At 73.0% G+C, this 14,914-nt stretch carries 13 protein-coding genes; 5 read left to right on the top strand and 8 right to left on the bottom strand.

The window, feature by feature from the left end:
* Window positions 1-2 precede the first annotated feature (2 nt).
* Genes GA0115242_RS16300 through GA0115242_RS16335 form a run of 8 tightly spaced genes read right to left on the bottom strand, consistent with a single transcriptional unit; the run spans window position 3 to window position 7,729 of the window.
* Complete coding sequence (locus tag GA0115242_RS16300) at window positions 3-1,997, bottom strand: NADH-quinone oxidoreductase subunit 5 family protein (RefSeq protein WP_093829029.1); 1,995 nt, start codon at window positions 1,995-1,997, stop codon at window positions 3-5.
* Window positions 1,994-2,371, bottom strand: a complete 378-nt coding sequence (nuoK, locus tag GA0115242_RS16305) for an NADH-quinone oxidoreductase subunit NuoK (RefSeq protein WP_093829031.1) — start codon at window positions 2,369-2,371, stop codon at window positions 1,994-1,996. Before nuoK ends, GA0115242_RS16300 begins: the two co-directional genes overlap by 4 nt.
* Window positions 2,371-3,201: an NADH-quinone oxidoreductase subunit J family protein gene (locus tag GA0115242_RS41610; RefSeq protein ID WP_256089454.1), complete on the bottom strand. Its 831-nt coding sequence runs from the start codon at window positions 3,199-3,201 to the stop codon at window positions 2,371-2,373. The genes nuoK and GA0115242_RS41610 overlap by 1 nt, the downstream gene beginning before the upstream one ends.
* Entirely contained in the window at window positions 3,198-3,773 is a 576-nt protein-coding gene (locus GA0115242_RS16315) for a NuoI/complex I 23 kDa subunit family protein (RefSeq protein ID WP_093829033.1), read from the bottom strand. The genes GA0115242_RS41610 and GA0115242_RS16315 overlap by 4 nt, the downstream gene beginning before the upstream one ends.
* The gene (locus GA0115242_RS16320; protein ID WP_093829035.1) at window positions 3,773-4,741 is read right to left on the bottom strand and encodes a complex I subunit 1/NuoH family protein; all 969 of its coding nucleotides are present in this window, start codon (window positions 4,739-4,741) and stop codon (window positions 3,773-3,775) included. Before GA0115242_RS16320 ends, GA0115242_RS16315 begins: the two co-directional genes overlap by 1 nt.
* On the bottom strand, window positions 4,738-6,474 hold the full coding sequence (locus GA0115242_RS16325) for an NADH-quinone oxidoreductase subunit C (protein ID WP_093829037.1): 1,737 nt from the start codon (window positions 6,472-6,474) through the stop codon (window positions 4,738-4,740). The genes GA0115242_RS16320 and GA0115242_RS16325 overlap by 4 nt, the downstream gene beginning before the upstream one ends.
* Window positions 6,471-7,346, bottom strand: coding sequence for an NADH-quinone oxidoreductase subunit B (locus GA0115242_RS16330; RefSeq protein WP_237549090.1), 876 nt, complete (start codon window positions 7,344-7,346; stop codon window positions 6,471-6,473). The genes GA0115242_RS16325 and GA0115242_RS16330 overlap by 4 nt, the downstream gene beginning before the upstream one ends.
* Window positions 7,337-7,729 (bottom strand): NADH-quinone oxidoreductase subunit A, encoded by a 393-nt coding sequence (locus GA0115242_RS16335; RefSeq protein ID WP_093829039.1) that lies wholly within the window; start codon window positions 7,727-7,729, stop codon window positions 7,337-7,339. The genes GA0115242_RS16330 and GA0115242_RS16335 overlap by 10 nt, the downstream gene beginning before the upstream one ends.
* 234 nt (window positions 7,730-7,963) lie before the next feature.
* Here GA0115242_RS16335 and GA0115242_RS16340 point away from each other — a divergent pair, with 234 nt between their 5' ends.
* From GA0115242_RS16340 to GA0115242_RS16360, 5 genes are all read left to right on the top strand, one after another.
* Window positions 7,964-9,157 (top strand): sensor histidine kinase, encoded by a 1,194-nt coding sequence (locus GA0115242_RS16340; RefSeq protein WP_093829041.1) that lies wholly within the window; start codon window positions 7,964-7,966, stop codon window positions 9,155-9,157.
* 239 nt (window positions 9,158-9,396) lie between these two features.
* The gene (locus GA0115242_RS16345; protein WP_093829043.1) at window positions 9,397-10,863 is read left to right on the top strand and encodes a sensor histidine kinase; all 1,467 of its coding nucleotides are present in this window, start codon (window positions 9,397-9,399) and stop codon (window positions 10,861-10,863) included.
* Window positions 10,864-11,010: 147 nt separating this feature from the next.
* Complete coding sequence (locus GA0115242_RS16350) at window positions 11,011-11,670, top strand: response regulator transcription factor (protein WP_305134058.1); 660 nt, start codon at window positions 11,011-11,013, stop codon at window positions 11,668-11,670.
* Between the two features lie 177 nt (window positions 11,671-11,847).
* Window positions 11,848-13,776 carry a 2-oxoacid:acceptor oxidoreductase subunit alpha gene (locus GA0115242_RS16355; protein WP_093829047.1) on the top strand — a complete coding sequence of 643 codons (1,929 nt, stop codon included), beginning with the start codon at window positions 11,848-11,850 and terminating at the stop codon, window positions 13,774-13,776.
* Complete coding sequence (locus GA0115242_RS16360) at window positions 13,769-14,878, top strand: 2-oxoacid:ferredoxin oxidoreductase subunit beta (RefSeq protein WP_093829049.1); 1,110 nt, start codon at window positions 13,769-13,771, stop codon at window positions 14,876-14,878. Before GA0115242_RS16355 ends, GA0115242_RS16360 begins: the two co-directional genes overlap by 8 nt.
* The last annotated feature ends 36 nt before the right edge of the window (window positions 14,879-14,914 follow it).

Below are 14,914 nucleotides of genomic sequence, written 5' to 3' on the forward strand. Positions count from 1 at the left end.
GCTCACGCTCCCGTGGCGACGAGGAGGGCGGCGACCGCCAGGACGACGGTGCCGGCCAGCAGCGCGCTCACGTAGGTCTGCACATTGCCGGTCTGGGCCCGCCGTACGGCGGCGCCGAGGAGCCGGGGCACGGCGGCCGCGCCGCGTACGTAGGTCTCCACGACCTCGCGGTCCAGGAACCTGACGAGGCGCGCGGCGGCCTGGACCGGGCGGACGAAGAGGGCCGCGTACACGGCGTCGAGGTGGAAGCCGGCGGCCGCGGGCCGGAACAGCGGGCCGAGCAGCAGCCGTCCGGGGTCGGCCGGGTCGGGTGCGGAGGAGAGGTCGCCGTAGGCGGCCCGGTGGCTGGCGATGGCCTCGGCCTCGACCTGTCCGGCGTCGCCCTCGGGGTGGGCGGCGACCGCGCCCAGCGGGATCCGGGTGGCGTAGGCGGTGGTGTGCCACCAGGCCGCGTAGGTGACGATCCCGCCGACCAGGGCGACGCCGGTGCCGAGGACGGAGGTGGTCAGCGTCGGGGCGAGGTCGGGCGAGGCGAACCAGCCGGGCAGGGAGCGGTAGGCGACCCCGCCCAGGGCGAGGGACGGGACGGCGAGGACCCACAGGACGACCGTCATGCTCAGCGGCTGGCGGCCGTGGTCGGGGACCTCGGCGCCCCGGCCCCGGAAGGCCAGTAGCCAAAGGCGCGTGGCGTAGGCGGCGGTGAGCAGGGCCGCGAGCAGTCCGGCGAGGAGCACGGTCCAGCCCGCGGCGCCCGGGGCGTGCTCGGTGTGCCCGGTGGCGACGTGTTCGGCCGCGCCGAGGACGGACTCCTTGGAGAAGAAGCCGCTGAAGGGAGGGATCGCGGCGAGCGCGAGGAGCGCCACGGTCATCGTCCAGAAGGCGTCGGGGACGCGGTCGCGCAGGTGGCCCATGCGGGACATGGCGGCCAGCGAGTTGGTTCCGGCGGCGTGGATGACGGCACCCGCGGCGAGGAACAGGAGCGCCTTGAAGGCGCCGTGGGACAGGAGGTGGAAGACGGCGGCACCGCGGTCGCCGACGGCGAGGGCGCCGGTCATGTAGCCGAGCTGGCCGATCGTCGAGTAGGCGAGGACGCGTTTGATGTCGTCCTGGGCGAGCGCGGCGAGGCCGGAGCCGATCATCGTGACGGCGGCCATGACGGCGAGGACGACCATCGCGGCCCGGGACGCCTCGAAGACCGGGAGGAGGCGGGCGACGAAGTAAACACCGGCGGCGACCATCGTCGCCGCGTGGATCAGGGCGGAGACGGGGGTGGGGCCCGCCATCGCGTCGGGCAGCCAGGTGTGCAGCGGGAACTGCGCGGACTTCCCGGCCACGCCCGCCAGAAGCAGCAGGGCGATCACGGTGGGGTGGTCGAGCCCGCCGGTGGCGACGGTGCCCAGGATCGTGGTGATCCGGAACGAACCGGTGTCGGTGGCGAGCGCGAACAGGCCGATCAGGAAGGGGACGTCACCGAGCTTGGTGACCAGGAAGGCCTTCGTCGAGGCGGCGCGGGCCTCCGGGGTCTCCCAGTAGTGGCCGACCAGGAAGTACGAGCAGATGCCCATGACCTCCCAGCCGACCAGCAGCACGATCAGGTCGCCGGAGTAGACGACGAGCAGCATCGCGGAGGTGAAGAGGGAGACCAGAGCGGCGTACGAGGCGTAGCGGGGGTCGTCGCGCAGATAGCCGGTGGAGTAGATCTGCACGCAGGAGGCGACGAACGCGACGAGGACGGCGACGAGCGCGGCGAAGCCGTCGATGTGCAGGGCGAGTTCGACCGGTACGGAGCCGGTGGGGGTGAGCTGGGTCGCGGCGTCGACGGCCCGTCCGCCGCCCTGGCGGGCCATGACGAGCGCGGCGACCACGAGGGCGGCGAGGGCGGGCAGGACGGCGAGCGGCCGGACGAAGCCGGGGGCGGTGCGGCCGAGGAGCAGTCCGGCGACGGCGCCGAGGAACGGCAGGAGGGGGACGAGGACGGCGAGGGTGGTCGTGGTCACGCGGTGGCCTCAGCCTTCTCGGCGGCGGTCGGGGCCTGGGGGTCGTCGTCGCCGTGGCCCTCGGCGGTGTCGCGGAGCCGGTCGATGTCGGAGGTGCCGCTGTTGCGGTGGACGGCGAGGACGATCGCGAGGCCGATGCCGATCTCGGCTGCGGCGACGGCGATGGTGAACAGGGTCAGGGCCTGGCCGGAGTGGAGGGTCTCGCGGGCGGCCTTGCTGAGCCAGACGTCGAAGGCGACGAGGTTGAGGTTGACGGCGTTGAGCATCAGCTCGACGGACATCAGGACCAGGATCGCGTTGCGCCGGGCGAGGACGCCGTAGACGCCGGTGCAGAAGAGGAGCACGGAGAGGACGGCGGGATAGGTGAGGTGCATCAGCGGGTTCCGCCTTCCTGCCGGGCGGGCTTCTCCCCGCCGCCCGGAGCGGTACCGCTCCGGACGCCCGGGACGGACCCGTTCAGGTCCGGGGTGGAGCCGGTCCCGTCGTCCGGGAGGGCCCCCTTCCCGCGGCCCGGGGGCGCGTCGCTCCGGGGTTCCCGGGTGGGCCCGCTTCCGTCGTCCGGGACGGTTCCGTCCTGTTCGGCGGGGCCGGTGCACTCGTTCGAGGGATCGGGGACCGGTCGGGAACCGCCGCCGACGCCCCGGGAGTTCAAAGGGGGAGGAACCGGATCCGTCGTCGCCTTGCGGGACAGGACGATCGCGCCGACCAGTGCCGCGAGGAGGAGGACGGAGAGGGCCTCGAAGGGCAGGACCCAGTTCTGGAACAGGCTCGCTCCGGTGGCCTCGGTGGAGCCCGCCGCCGCTCCTGCGAGGTCGATCCAGGTGGTGCGGAAGGCGTCGACGACCACCCAGACCAGCGCCGCGGCCGCGGCGACGGCCACCGCGAGGGCGGCCCAGCGGTTGCCGGAGTCCGCGTCCGGCGAGCGGCCGATGGGGGCCCGCGTGAGCATCAGACCGAACAGAAGGAGGACGACCACGGAACCGACGTAGATGAGGACCTGCACCCAGGCGATGAACTCCGCGGTGAGCAGCAGGTATTCGACGGCGAGCCCGCCGAGGGCGACCACCAGCCAGAGCGCGGCGTGCACGAGCTGGGGGGTGGTGACGGTGACGACGGCGGCTCCGAGGGTGACCAGGCCGACGAGCAGGAAGGCGATCTCGACGCCGGTCGGGGAGAGGAAGCCGTGGGTGGCGGCGAGGTTCACGCGTCCCCCTCCCCGGTCCGCTCCTGGGCCGCGGCCAGCTTCTCCGCGGTCTTGCGGGCGGCGGCGATCTCCTTCGGCTCCTCGGCGGCCGGGTCGAGGCCGGGCGGGGCCGGGACGGTCCACATCCACTCGCGCAGCTTGTCGCGCTCGTGGGTGAGTTCGCGGATGTCGGTCTCGGCGTACTCGAACTCCGGTGACCAGAACAGGGCGTCGAAAGGACAGACCTCGATGCAGATACCGCAGTACATGCAGAGGGAGAAGTCGATCGCGAAGCGGTCGAGGACGTTGCGGCTGCGCTCGCGGCCACCGGGGGCCGCCGCCGGGACGGTCTCCTTGTGGGAGTCGATGTAGATGCACCAGTCGGGGCACTCACGGGCGCACAGCATGCAGACCGTGCAGTTCTCCTCGAAGAGGCCGATCACACCGCGGGACCGGGGCGGGAGGTCGGGCTGGACGTCGGGGTACTGCTCGGTGACCGTCCTCCTCGTCATCGTGCGGAGAGTGACGGCGAGGCCCTTGGCGAGACCGGAGCCGGGGACGCGGGACCGGGCGGGCCGGTGCGACTCGGCCATCAGGAGATCACCACCTTGACGATGCCGGTGAGGGCGATCTGAGCGAGGGAGAGGGGGACGAGGAGGGTCCAGGAGAGCTTCTGCAACTGGTCCTCACGCAGCCGCGGATAGGTCACACGGAGCCAGATGACGACGAAGGCGAGGACGGCCGTCTTGAGCAGGGTCCAGACCCAGCCGAGGCCGTCGGCACCGAACGGGCCGTGCCAGCCGCCCAGGAAGAGGACGGTGGTGAGGCCGCACAGGACGACGATCCCGGCGTACTCGGCGAGGAGGAAGAGGGCGAAGCGCAGGCCGGTGTACTCGGTGTAGGCGCCGAAGATGATCTCCGAGTCGGCGACGGGCATGTCGAAGGGGGGACGCTGGAGTTCGGCGAGACCGGCGACGAAGAAGACGACCGCGCCGACGATCTGCCAGGGCAGCCACCACCACTCGAAGGCGTCGAGGATGCCGGGCAGGGAGACGGTCCCGGCGGCCATGGCGACGGACGCGGCGGTGAGCAGCATCGGGAGTTCGTAGGCGAGGAGCTGGGCGGCGGTGCGCAGCCCGCCGAGGAGGGAGAACTTGTTGGCGGACGCCCAGCCGGCCATCAGGGAGCCGAGGACGCCGACTCCCATCACGGCGAGGACGAAGAAGACGCCCGCGTCCACCACCTGGCCGACGGCTCCCTCGCCGGGGCCGACGGGGATGACCAGGACGACGAGCAGATAGGGAAGGAGGGCGACGGCGGGGGCGAGTTGGAAGACGCGCCGGTCGGCGCCGGCCGGGACGATGTCTTCCTTCTGCGCGAACTTCACGCCGTCCGCGACGAGTTGGGCCCAGCCGTGGAAGCCACCGGCGTACATCGGTCCCAGGCGGCCCTGCATGTGGGCCATGACCTTGTGCTCGGTCTGGCCGACGAGAAGGGGGAAGGTGAGGAAGACGACGAAGACGATCAGGAGTCGCAGGGCGACGTCGAGAGCGTCGTTCACTGCGGGCCTCCGGCGGGGTTGTCGGGGGTGTCGGGCGAGTCGGATGAATCGGAGGTGTTGCCGGGAGTCTGGTCCTCGGGGGCGGACTCGGGCCTGACCCCCGGCCCGGTCTCCGACCCGGACTCCGCCTCGGGCCCAGGCCCAGGCCCGGACTCCGGCTTTGGCTCCGGCTCAGGTCCAGGTCCGGACTCCGGCTCCGAATCAGGTCCAGGGCCAGGCCCAGAATTCGGCTCGGATTCGGGCTCAGGCTCGGGCCGCTCGTCCGAGGGCCGGGCCTTCGGAGCGGGCGTCCGCCTCCTCGGCTCCGTGGTGTCGTCGAAGGCGGGGCGGGCGTGGTGCCAGGGAGCGTCCGAGCGGGGGGCCTTCGGCGGGGACTGCGAGGTGTCGGCCGGGGGTGACCCCGGGGCCGGTTCCGCGTCTGTCGCCGGTCCCGATCCCTGCGCCTGCCCCTGCTCTCGCTGCTGCTCCTGCTGTTGCTGCCGCTCCTGCTCCTGCTCCTGCGGCGCGTTCGCTGCGCGCTGGGTGGCGGAACCGTCGGAGGCGCTGCGTGAACGGCGGGGTCCCCTGGGGGTGCGCGGGGGTGCCGGGGGCGCTGCGTCCGGGGTCGGCTGACCGGCCTGGGCGGGCTCACCCGGCCCGGCAGTCTCGGCGGACCTGGCCTTCTCCGCAGGCCCGCCCGGTGCCGCAGGATCACTCGATGTGGGCTCGCTCGGAGCGGGCTCACTCGGTGCCGTGGGCTCCGGGTTGCGGGCGAGCTGGCTCGCCGAGCCCTGGGACGCCGTGCGCGTCCGGCGCGGGCCCGGCCGGGAGGTGGCGGGCGGGGGCGTGTCGGAGGCCGATCGGGTCTCGGGCGCTGCGGGCGTTCCGGTCACGCCTGCCGTGCCTGCCGCGCCGGTCCCACCGGGCGTTCCGGTCGAGCCGGTCGAGCCGGTCGGGCCGGTCCCACCAAGCGCATCGCCTGTCCCGGACGTGCCAGGCGCCGCTGGCGCACCTGGTGTCTCGGGCGTGCCCGGCGCACCGGACGCGGCCGGAGTCCCCGTCGTCCCTGCACTCCCCGTCGTCCCGGTCGCCCCCGTGGAGCCGGACGCCGTGCGGGTTCGGCGGGGTGGGCGGTCGGCCGGGGTTCCGGGGGCCGTGCGGGACGCGCGGGCCGGGGCCGCCGGGAGCCGGCCCTTGAGCGGGCCCCACTCGTTCGGGTCGGGGACGCCCGGAGGGAGCATCTGGCGTCGCTTGGGGGCGCCGTGGTCGGACTCCCCCGGCTCCTTGGCGCCCGGCCATGCCTTGGCCACGCGGGCGGCGAGGACGAAGTCCTTGCGCAGGGGGTGGCCCTCGAAACCGTCGGGGAGGAGGAGGTGGTCGAGGCCGGGGTGGCCTTCGAAGGTGACGCCGAACATCTCGTGGGTCTCGCGTTCGTGCCAGGCGGCGCCCGCGTAGAGGTCCACGGCGGTGGGCAGGGCCGGTGTCCCGTGCGGGACCGTCGTGCGCAGGAGGAGTCTGCGGACGGGGGCGAGGGCGACGACGTGGGCCGATACGCGGAAGCCGGTGCCGGGCTCGTCGACCGCGCTCAGCCAGTCGAAGTAGGTGCAGCCGAGGTCGTCGCGGGCCACGCGCAGGGCGGCGAGCCAGGTCGTGGCGGGGACATCGACGGTCAGGACGTCGTAGGACTCCTCGGCGGTGGCGTCCGGGCCGAAGAGTTCGGCGGCGGGGGCGGGGAGCCAGCCGACGTTCGTCATCGCGGGCCCTCCTCCTCGCCGGTGGCCGGGCGTTCGCCTGCCGCGGTCTTCCCGCCGGGGGCCCGGCCGGTGCCGGTACCGGTGTCCGTGCCGGTACCGGTGGCTGTGCCGGTCGCGGTGGCTGTGCCGGTCGCGGTGGCTGTGCCGGTACCGGTGTCCGTGCCGGTCGCGGTGGCTGTGCCCGTGGCCGCCGGGGCGTCCACGGGGCCCCGTACGAGGTCGCTCTGGAGGGCCGCCGCCGATGGCCTCGGCGTCGTCGGCGCAGCCGGGCCGGGGTCCCGAGCCGGGTCCGTACCGTCCGGCGGGGGTGTGCCGTAGCGGTCGCCCAGGGACTCCCTGGCGATCTTCTCCTGGAGTTTGAGGATGCCCTGGAGGAGCGCCTCGGGGCGGGGCGGGCAGCCGGGGACGTAGACGTCGACGGGGATGATCTGGTCGACGCCCTTGGTGACGGAGTAGGAGTCCCAGTACGGGCCGCCGCAGTTGGAGCAGGCGCCGAAGGAGATGACGTACTTGGGTTCCGGCATCTGCTCGTAGAGGCGCTTCACGGCCGGGGCCATCTTGTCCGTGACCGTGCCGGAGACGACCATCAGGTCCGCCTGGCGCGGGCCGGGCGCGAAGGGGATGACGCCGAGGCGGATGAAGTCGTGGCGGGCCATCGACGCGGCGATGAACTCGATGGCGCAGCAGGCGAGGCCGAAGTTGAAGACCCAGAGCGAGTAGCGGCGGCCCCAGTTGAGGACGACCTTCATGGGCTCGGGGGCGAGGCGGGCGAGGGCGCCCAGCCGTTTCGGCTCCGGGAGCAACACCGGAGCGGGCGCCGGGACCGGCGTCGTCGCGGATTCCGGTGTGGTCGGGTCTGGCGTCACGTCCATGCCAGGACGCCCTTCTTGTAGGCGTAGAGCAGGCCCACGGCCAGGAAGCCGAGGAAGACGAACATCTCGACGAGGGTCGCGGCGCCGTAGCCGGGGGCGGCGAAGACCGTCGCCCAGGGGAAGAGGAAGATCGAGTCGACGGCGAAGACGACGTACAGGAACGCGTAGACGTAGTAGCGGACCTGGGTGTGGGCCCAGCCCTCGCCGACCGGGTCGACGCCGCACTCGTAGGTGAGGAGCTTCTCCGGGGTGGGGACCACCGGCCGCAGCAGCCGTCCCGCGCCGAAGGCGACGGCGACGAAGAGCACCCCGACGACGGCCAGCAGGCCGACGACCGAGTACGACCGGAAGTACTCCGCCGCGATGACGGTCGGTTCCCGCACGTCCGTCCCCTCGCTCCCCTGGCTGTGACCCGTACGTCCTGTGACCCGTACGTCCTGTGTTCCGCACGGCTGTGATCCGTACGACGGTGATCCGTACGCACGGGAGTCTAGGCCCTGATAAAGAGGTGGTAAGCAGTCCGTCCCGGTCTGCCGCGCGGGGGTGGGGTTTTCCCCAGGGCACGGAGGCGGCCCGCCTCATGGCGCCGGATCGCGGAGCGCGGCAGGCTGGCTCATATGACCGAACGACAATCGCGTGACGGCGACGGCGAACGCCTGCCTCCGCCGCGCTTCGCCTACGACCGCACAACCTGGAAGGAGATCGCGCATCTCCTGGCGAACCTTCCGGTGTCCCTGGTCGGGTTCACCTATGTCATGACGGTGCTGCTCACCGGCGGGGTGCTGGCGCTGACCGTGATCGGGTTCCCGATGCTGGCGGCGGGGCTGCTGGGCGCGCGGCAGCTGGGGCGTCTCGAACGGGCGCGGGCCAGGCGGCTGCTGGGGGTGCGGATCGACGAGCCGACCCCGTTGCCCCGGCGGCGTACCGGGTTCCTGCCGTGGCTGTGGATGACGGTGAAGGACCCGGTGGGCTGGCGCACCGTGCTCTACGACTTCATGCGGCTGCCGTGGGGCATCCTCACCTTCACGGTCACGGTGGTCTCGCTGTTCGTGCTCTGGCCGGTGCTGCCGTTCCTGGCCCGCGGGATGGCGAGCGCGGACCGGGCGATGGTGCGGGCGCTGCTGTCGCCGTCCGACGAACTGGAGCGGCGGATCGCCGAGTTGGAGTCGGACCGCGGGGTCGTGGTGGACACGGCCGCGGCCGATCTGCGGCGCATCGAGCGGGATCTGCACGACGGGGCGCAGGCCAGGCTCGTCAATCTGGCGATGGGCCTCGGTCTCGCCAAGGAGAAGCTGCTGGAGGACCCGGACGCGGCGGCGACGATGGTCGCGGAGGCGCACGGCGAGGTGAAGCTCGCGCTGCAGGAGCTGCGGGACCTGGCACGCGGCATCCACCCCGCCGTGCTGACCGACCGCGGGCTCGACGCGGCCCTGTCCTCGGTCGCCACCCGCTGCACGGTGCCGGTGAAGGTGACCGTGGACCTGGTGGCCAGGCCCGCGGCGGCGATCGAGGGGATCGCCTACTTCACCGTCTCCGAGCTGCTCCAGAACATCAGCAAGCACAGCGCGGCGAGGACGGCGTCGGTGGAGGTGTGGCGGTCGGCGGACCGGCTGCTGATCCAGGTCGAGGACGACGGCAGGGGCGGGGCGCGGCTGGCGGACGGCACCGGGATGAAGGGTCTCGCGGACCGGCTGGGCGCGGTCGACGGGCTGTTCGTGCTGGACTCGCCGGCCGGCGGCCCGACCGTCGTCACCGCCGAACTGCCCTGGCGGGACCGCTCCGAGGACCAGGGCGCCCCCTCCCGGCCGTGAGCGCGCCCCTCCCGGCCGGGAGCGCGCCCGCGGTGCGCGGCGGGCGGTAGGCACGTCCGTCAGCGGCGGACCGGTGGCCGTCGGCGTCCCGGACGGGGGTGGGGAAAACCCCCCGTCCGGGACGCCGACGGCCTCCATGGTCCGCGGACCCGCCGCGCGGGAGTGTTGAGGCAGCGCGGAACACCCCGTGCGGCGGGTGCGCGCAGCGGACGCGTGGACGAGAGGAACGGACGACGCCGATGGCCACGGAGTACGGGCACGAGGACGGTTTCGGTCAGGGGTGCGGACGCCCCACCGGCTTCCGCGACGGGTACGGGCGCGACGCCGGACTCCGCGACGGGTACGGGCGCGACGCCGGACTCCGCGACGGGTACGGGCGCGACGCCGGGCTCCGGGACGGGTACGGGCGCGGGCACCGGCTGCCGGCCGGGCTGCGGGCGCCGTTCGAGGGGCGCAGCTGGCGGGAGTTCGGGTACGTGCTGCTCGGCCTGCCGGTCGGGATCCTGCTGTTCACCTACGCGGTCACCATGGTGTCGCTGGGGATGGGGCTGCTGGTGACGTTCGTCGGGATCCCGGTGCTGGCGCTGGCGCTGGCGGGCTGCCGGGGCCTGGGCGCCCTGGAGCGGACGCGGGCGCGGGCGCTGCTGGGCCTTGAGGTGGCCGCCCCCGAGCCGCTGCGGACCAGGGGTGACGGGTTCATGGCCTGGGTGGGCGCCCTGCTCAAGAGCGGTGCCTCGTGGCGGACACTGCTGTACGCGGTGGTGCAGTTCCCGTGGTCGGTGTTCTCGTTCTGCGTCGCGCTGCCGCTGTGGACGTGCGGCTGGGCGCTGCTGACGTATCCGCTCTGGTTCTGGGTCTTCCCGATGTACGTGGGCCAGGGCGGCCTCCAGCTGTACGGGGACGAGCACCACCGGGTCTACCTCGACAACCCGTTCGAGATCGGGCTGACGGCGCTGGTCGGGCTGCTGTTCACGATGGCCACGCCGTGGATCGTGCGGGCGCTGACGCAGATGGACCGGCTGATGGTGCACGGGCTGCTCGGGCCGACCCGGCTGTCGGCGCGGGTGGTGGAGCTGGAGTCGGACCGCGGGGTCGTGGTGGACACGGCCGCGGCCGACCTGCGGCGCATCGAGCGTGACCTGCACGACGGCGCGCAGGCCAGGCTCGTCAACCTGGCGATGGACCTGGGCCTGGCCAAGGAGAAGCTGGCGGAGGACCCGCGGGCCGCGGCGCGGATGGTGGACGAGGCGCACGGCGAGGTGAAGACGGCGCTGCAGGAGCTGCGGGACCTGGCGCGCGGCATCCACCCGGCCGTGCTGACCGACCGCGGGCTCGACGCGGCCCTGTCCTCGGTCGCCACCCGGTGCGCGGTCCCGGTGCAGGTGGACGTCGACCTCACGGAGCGGCCCGCGCCCGCGATCGAGGGGATCGCCTACTTCACCGTCTCGGAGCTGCTCCAGAACGTGAGCAAGCACGCGCGGGCCACCTGGGCGACCGTCGACGTGTGGCGGGTGGAGGACCGGCTGATGGTGCAGGTGATGGACAACGGGGTGGGCGGCGCGGACGCGGCCCGGGGGTCGGGGCTCGGCGGGCTGGCCGGGCGGGTCGACGCGGTGGACGGGATCCTGCTGGTCGACTCGCCGGCGGGCGGCCCCACCCGGGTGACGGCGGAGCTGCCGTGGCGGGGGGAGCGGACGCTGCGCTGACCCGGACCCCGCGGGACCGACCCGTCCCGCCCCGCCGTGCCCCGTCCCGTCCCCCGGGCCGGGGCCGCGCTGCGGTGAAAGCTGGGATGCTGGCCCCGGACACACAACGGAGTCCGGGCTGGGGGGCCAGAGAGCGTGGAGGACAGGGTGCGGGTCGTCATCGCCGAGGATTCGGTGCTGCTCAGGGAGGGGCTGACCCGGTTGCTGACCGACCGGGGGCACGACGTGGTCGCGGGTGTCGGCGACGGGGAGGCGCTGGTCAAGACGATCATCGGACTGGACGGGCAGGGCGAGCTCCCCGACGTCGTGGTCGCCGACGTGCGGATGCCGCCGACCCACACCGACGAGGGCGTGCGGGCCGCGGTGCGGCTGCGCAAGGCGTATCCGGGGCTCGGGGTGCTGGTGCTGTCGCAGTACGTGGAGGAGCGGTACGCCACCGAACTGCTGGCCGGATCGAGCCGGGGCGTGGGCTATCTGCTGAAGGACCGGGTGGCCGACGTGCGGGAGTTCGTCGACGCGGTGGTGCGGGTGGCCAGGGGCGGCACCGCCCTCGACCCCGAGGTGGTCGCGCAGCTCCTCGGACGCAGCCGCAAGCAGGACGTCCTGGCCGGGCTGACACCCCGGGAGCGCGAGGTGCTGGGCCTGATGGCCGAGGGGCGCACCAACTCGGCGATCGCGCGGCAGCTCGTGGTGAGCGACGGGGCGGTGGAGAAGCACGTCAGCAACATCTTCCTGAAGCTCGGGCTCTCGCCGAGCGACGGCGACCACCGGCGCGTGCTCGCGGTCCTCACCTACCTCAACACCTGACGGGCGCCACCGGGGTGCCACCCTCGACATCAGGACAAGTAGGGGCGGGAGGCCGTCTCAAAACCGTGTCCAAGAGGCGAATGACCCCGGGAACGCGACCCCTCCGGCCGTAGGGTTGGTCCGGGCCTGCCTTCCAGAAGGCGGGCCCAGTCAGCCGCCTCGAGGAGGTCCAGTTCAGTGACCAGCCAGGCCAGCAGGACAGCGGAACAGGCCGACGAAACCCTACTGTCAGAGCAGCGCGACCCGGCGGGCAGCAAGAGCGTCCGCAGGCTGGACCGGGTGATCATCCGGTTCGCCGGGGACTCCGGTGACGGCATGCAGCTCACCGGTGACCGGTTCACGTCGGAGACGGCGTCGTTCGGGAACGACCTGTCGACGCTGCCGAACTTCCCGGCCGAGATCCGGGCACCCGCCGGAACACTGCCGGGGGTGTCGTCCTTCCAGCTGCACTTCGCGGACCACGACATCCTGACCCCGGGCGACGCGCCGAACGTGCTGGTGGCGATGAACCCGGCGGCGCTGAAGGCGAACATCGCGGATCTCCCCAGAGGTGCGGAGATCATCGTCGACACCGACGAGTTCACCCGGCGGGCGGTGCAGAAGGTCGGGTACCAGGCGTCCCCGCTGGAGGACGGTTCGCTGGAGGGCTACAGCGTGCACCAGGTGCCGCTGACGACGCTCACGGTGGAGGCGCTGAAGGAGTTCGACCTCAGCCGCAAGGAGGCCGAGCGGAGCAAGAACATGTTCGCGCTGGGGCTGCTGAGCTGGATGTACCACCGTCCGACGGAGGGGACGGAGCGTTTCCTCAAGGCCAAGTTCGCGAAGCGGCCGCAGATCGCGGAGGCGAACCTGGCCGCGTTCCGGGCGGGCTGGAACTTCGGCGAGACGACGGAGGACTTCGCGGTCTCCTACGAGATCGCCCCGGCGGTGACGGCGTTCCCGGCGGGCGTGTACCGCAACATCTCCGGGAACCTGGCGCTCTCCTACGGCCTCGTGGCCGCGTCCCGGCAGGCGGGGCTGCCCCTCTTCCTGGGGTCGTACCCGATCACCCCGGCGTCGGACATCCTGCACGAGCTGAGCCGGCACAAGAACTTCGGGGTGCGGACCTTCCAGGCGGAGGACGAGATCGCGGGGGTGGGCGCGGCGCTGGGAGCGGCCTTCGGCGGGGCGCTGGGGGTGACGACGACCTCGGGCCCCGGGGTGGCGCTGAAGGCGGAGACGATCGGGCTCGCGGTGTCGATGGAGCTGCCGCTGCTGGTGGTGGACATCCAGCGCGGCGGGCCCTCGACGGGGCTGCCCACCAAGACCGAGCAGGCGGACCTGCTCCAGGCCATGTTCGGGCGCAACGGCGAGGCCCCGGTCCCGGTGGTGGCGCCGTGCACCCCGGCGGACTGCTTCGACGCGGCGCTGGAGGCCGCCCGGATCGCGCTGACCTACCGCACCCCGGTCTTCCTGCTCTCCGACGGCTACCTGGCCAACGGCTCGGAACCGTGGCGCATCCCGGACGTGGCCGAACTCCCGGACCTGCGCGTGGAGTTCGCGCGGGAGCGCAATCACACCCTGGCGGACGGCCAGGAGGTGTTCTGGCCCTACAAACGCGACCCGCGGACGCTGGCCCGCCCCTGGGCGGTGCCCGGCACCCCCGGCCTGGAACACCGGATCGGCGGGATCGAGAAGCAGGACGGCAGCGGCGAGATCTCCTACGCGCCCGCCAACCACGACTTCATGGTCCGCACCCGCCAGGCGAAGATCGACGGCATCGAGGTGGCGGACCTGACGGTCGACGACCCGGACGGGGCGCGGACCCTGGTGCTGGGCTGGGGCTCGACCTACGGCCCGATCACCGCGGCGGTACGGCGGCTGCGGGCGGCGGGAGAGGCCGTCGCGCAGGCCCACCTGCGCCACCTCAACCCCTTCCCCGCCAACCTCGGCGACGTCCTGGCGCGCTACGAGCGCGTCGTCGTCCCGGAGATGAACCTCGGTCAGCTCGCCACCCTGGTGCGGGCCAGGTACCTGGTCGACGTCCACTCCTACAACCAGGTCAACGGCATGCCGTTCAAGGCCGAGCAGCTCGCCACCGCGCTGAAGGAGGCCATCGATGGCTGACACGTCCGCGAACGGCTCCCCCGCGGCCACCGGCGGGGACGCGGTCACCGGCGGGTTCGAGGCGCTCTCCCTGGTGCCGAAGGCCGTCGGGCGGCAGTCGATGAAGGACTTCAAGTCGGACCAGGAGGTGCGCTGGTGCCCGGGGTGCGGTGACTACGCGATCCTCGCCGCGGTCCAGGGCTTCCTGCCCGAACTGGGCCTGGCCCGCGAGAACATCGTCTTCGTCTCCGGCATCGGCTGCTCCTCGCGCTTCCCGTACTACATGAACACCTACGGGATGCACTCCATCCACGGCCGCGCGCCCGCCATCGCCACCGGCCTCGCCGCCTCCCGGAGCGACCTCAGCGTCTGGGTCGTCACCGGCGACGGCGACGCCCTGTCCATCGGCGGCAACCACCTCATCCACGCCCTGCGCCGCAACGTCAACCTGAAGATCCTGCTGTTCAACAACCGGATCTACGGGCTCACCAAGGGCCAGTACTCGCCCACCTCGGAGGTCGGCAAGATCACCAAGTCGACGCCGATGGGGTCGCTCGACGCGCCCTTCAACCCGCTGTCGCTCGCGATCGGCGCGGAGGCCGGGTTCGTCGCCAGGACCGTCGACTCCGACCGCAAGCACCTCACCTCGGTGCTGCGCGAGGCGGCCGCCCACCCCGGCACCGCGCTCGTCGAGATCTACCAGAACTGCAACATCTTCAACGACGGCGCCTTCGACGTCATCAAGGACCGCGCACGCGCCGAGGAAGCCGTCATCCGGCTCGAACACGGGCAGCCCGTGCGCTTCGGCGCCGACGGGCGGCGGGGCGTGGTGCGCGACCGGGCCACAGGTGACCTGCGGGTCGTCGACGTCACCCCCGCCAACGAGGGCGACCTCCTCGTCCACGACGCCCACGCCGCCTCCCCCACCACGGCCTTCGCGCTCTCCCGGCTGGCCGACCCCGACACCCTCCACCACACGCCCATCGGCGTCCTGCGCTCCGTGCGGCGCCCGGTCTACGACGCCCAGATGAACGACCAGCTCGACACGGCCGTCCGCGACCGGGGCGAGGGCGATCTCGCCGCCCTCCTCGCCGGGACCGACACCTGGACCGTCACCGGCTGACCGGCACGGGCCGAGCGGCCGCACCCGGGGGGCGCC

This window comes from Streptomyces sp. SolWspMP-5a-2 (assembly GCF_900091845.1).
Lineage (GTDB): Bacteria > Actinomycetota > Actinomycetes > Streptomycetales > Streptomycetaceae > Streptomyces > Streptomyces doudnae.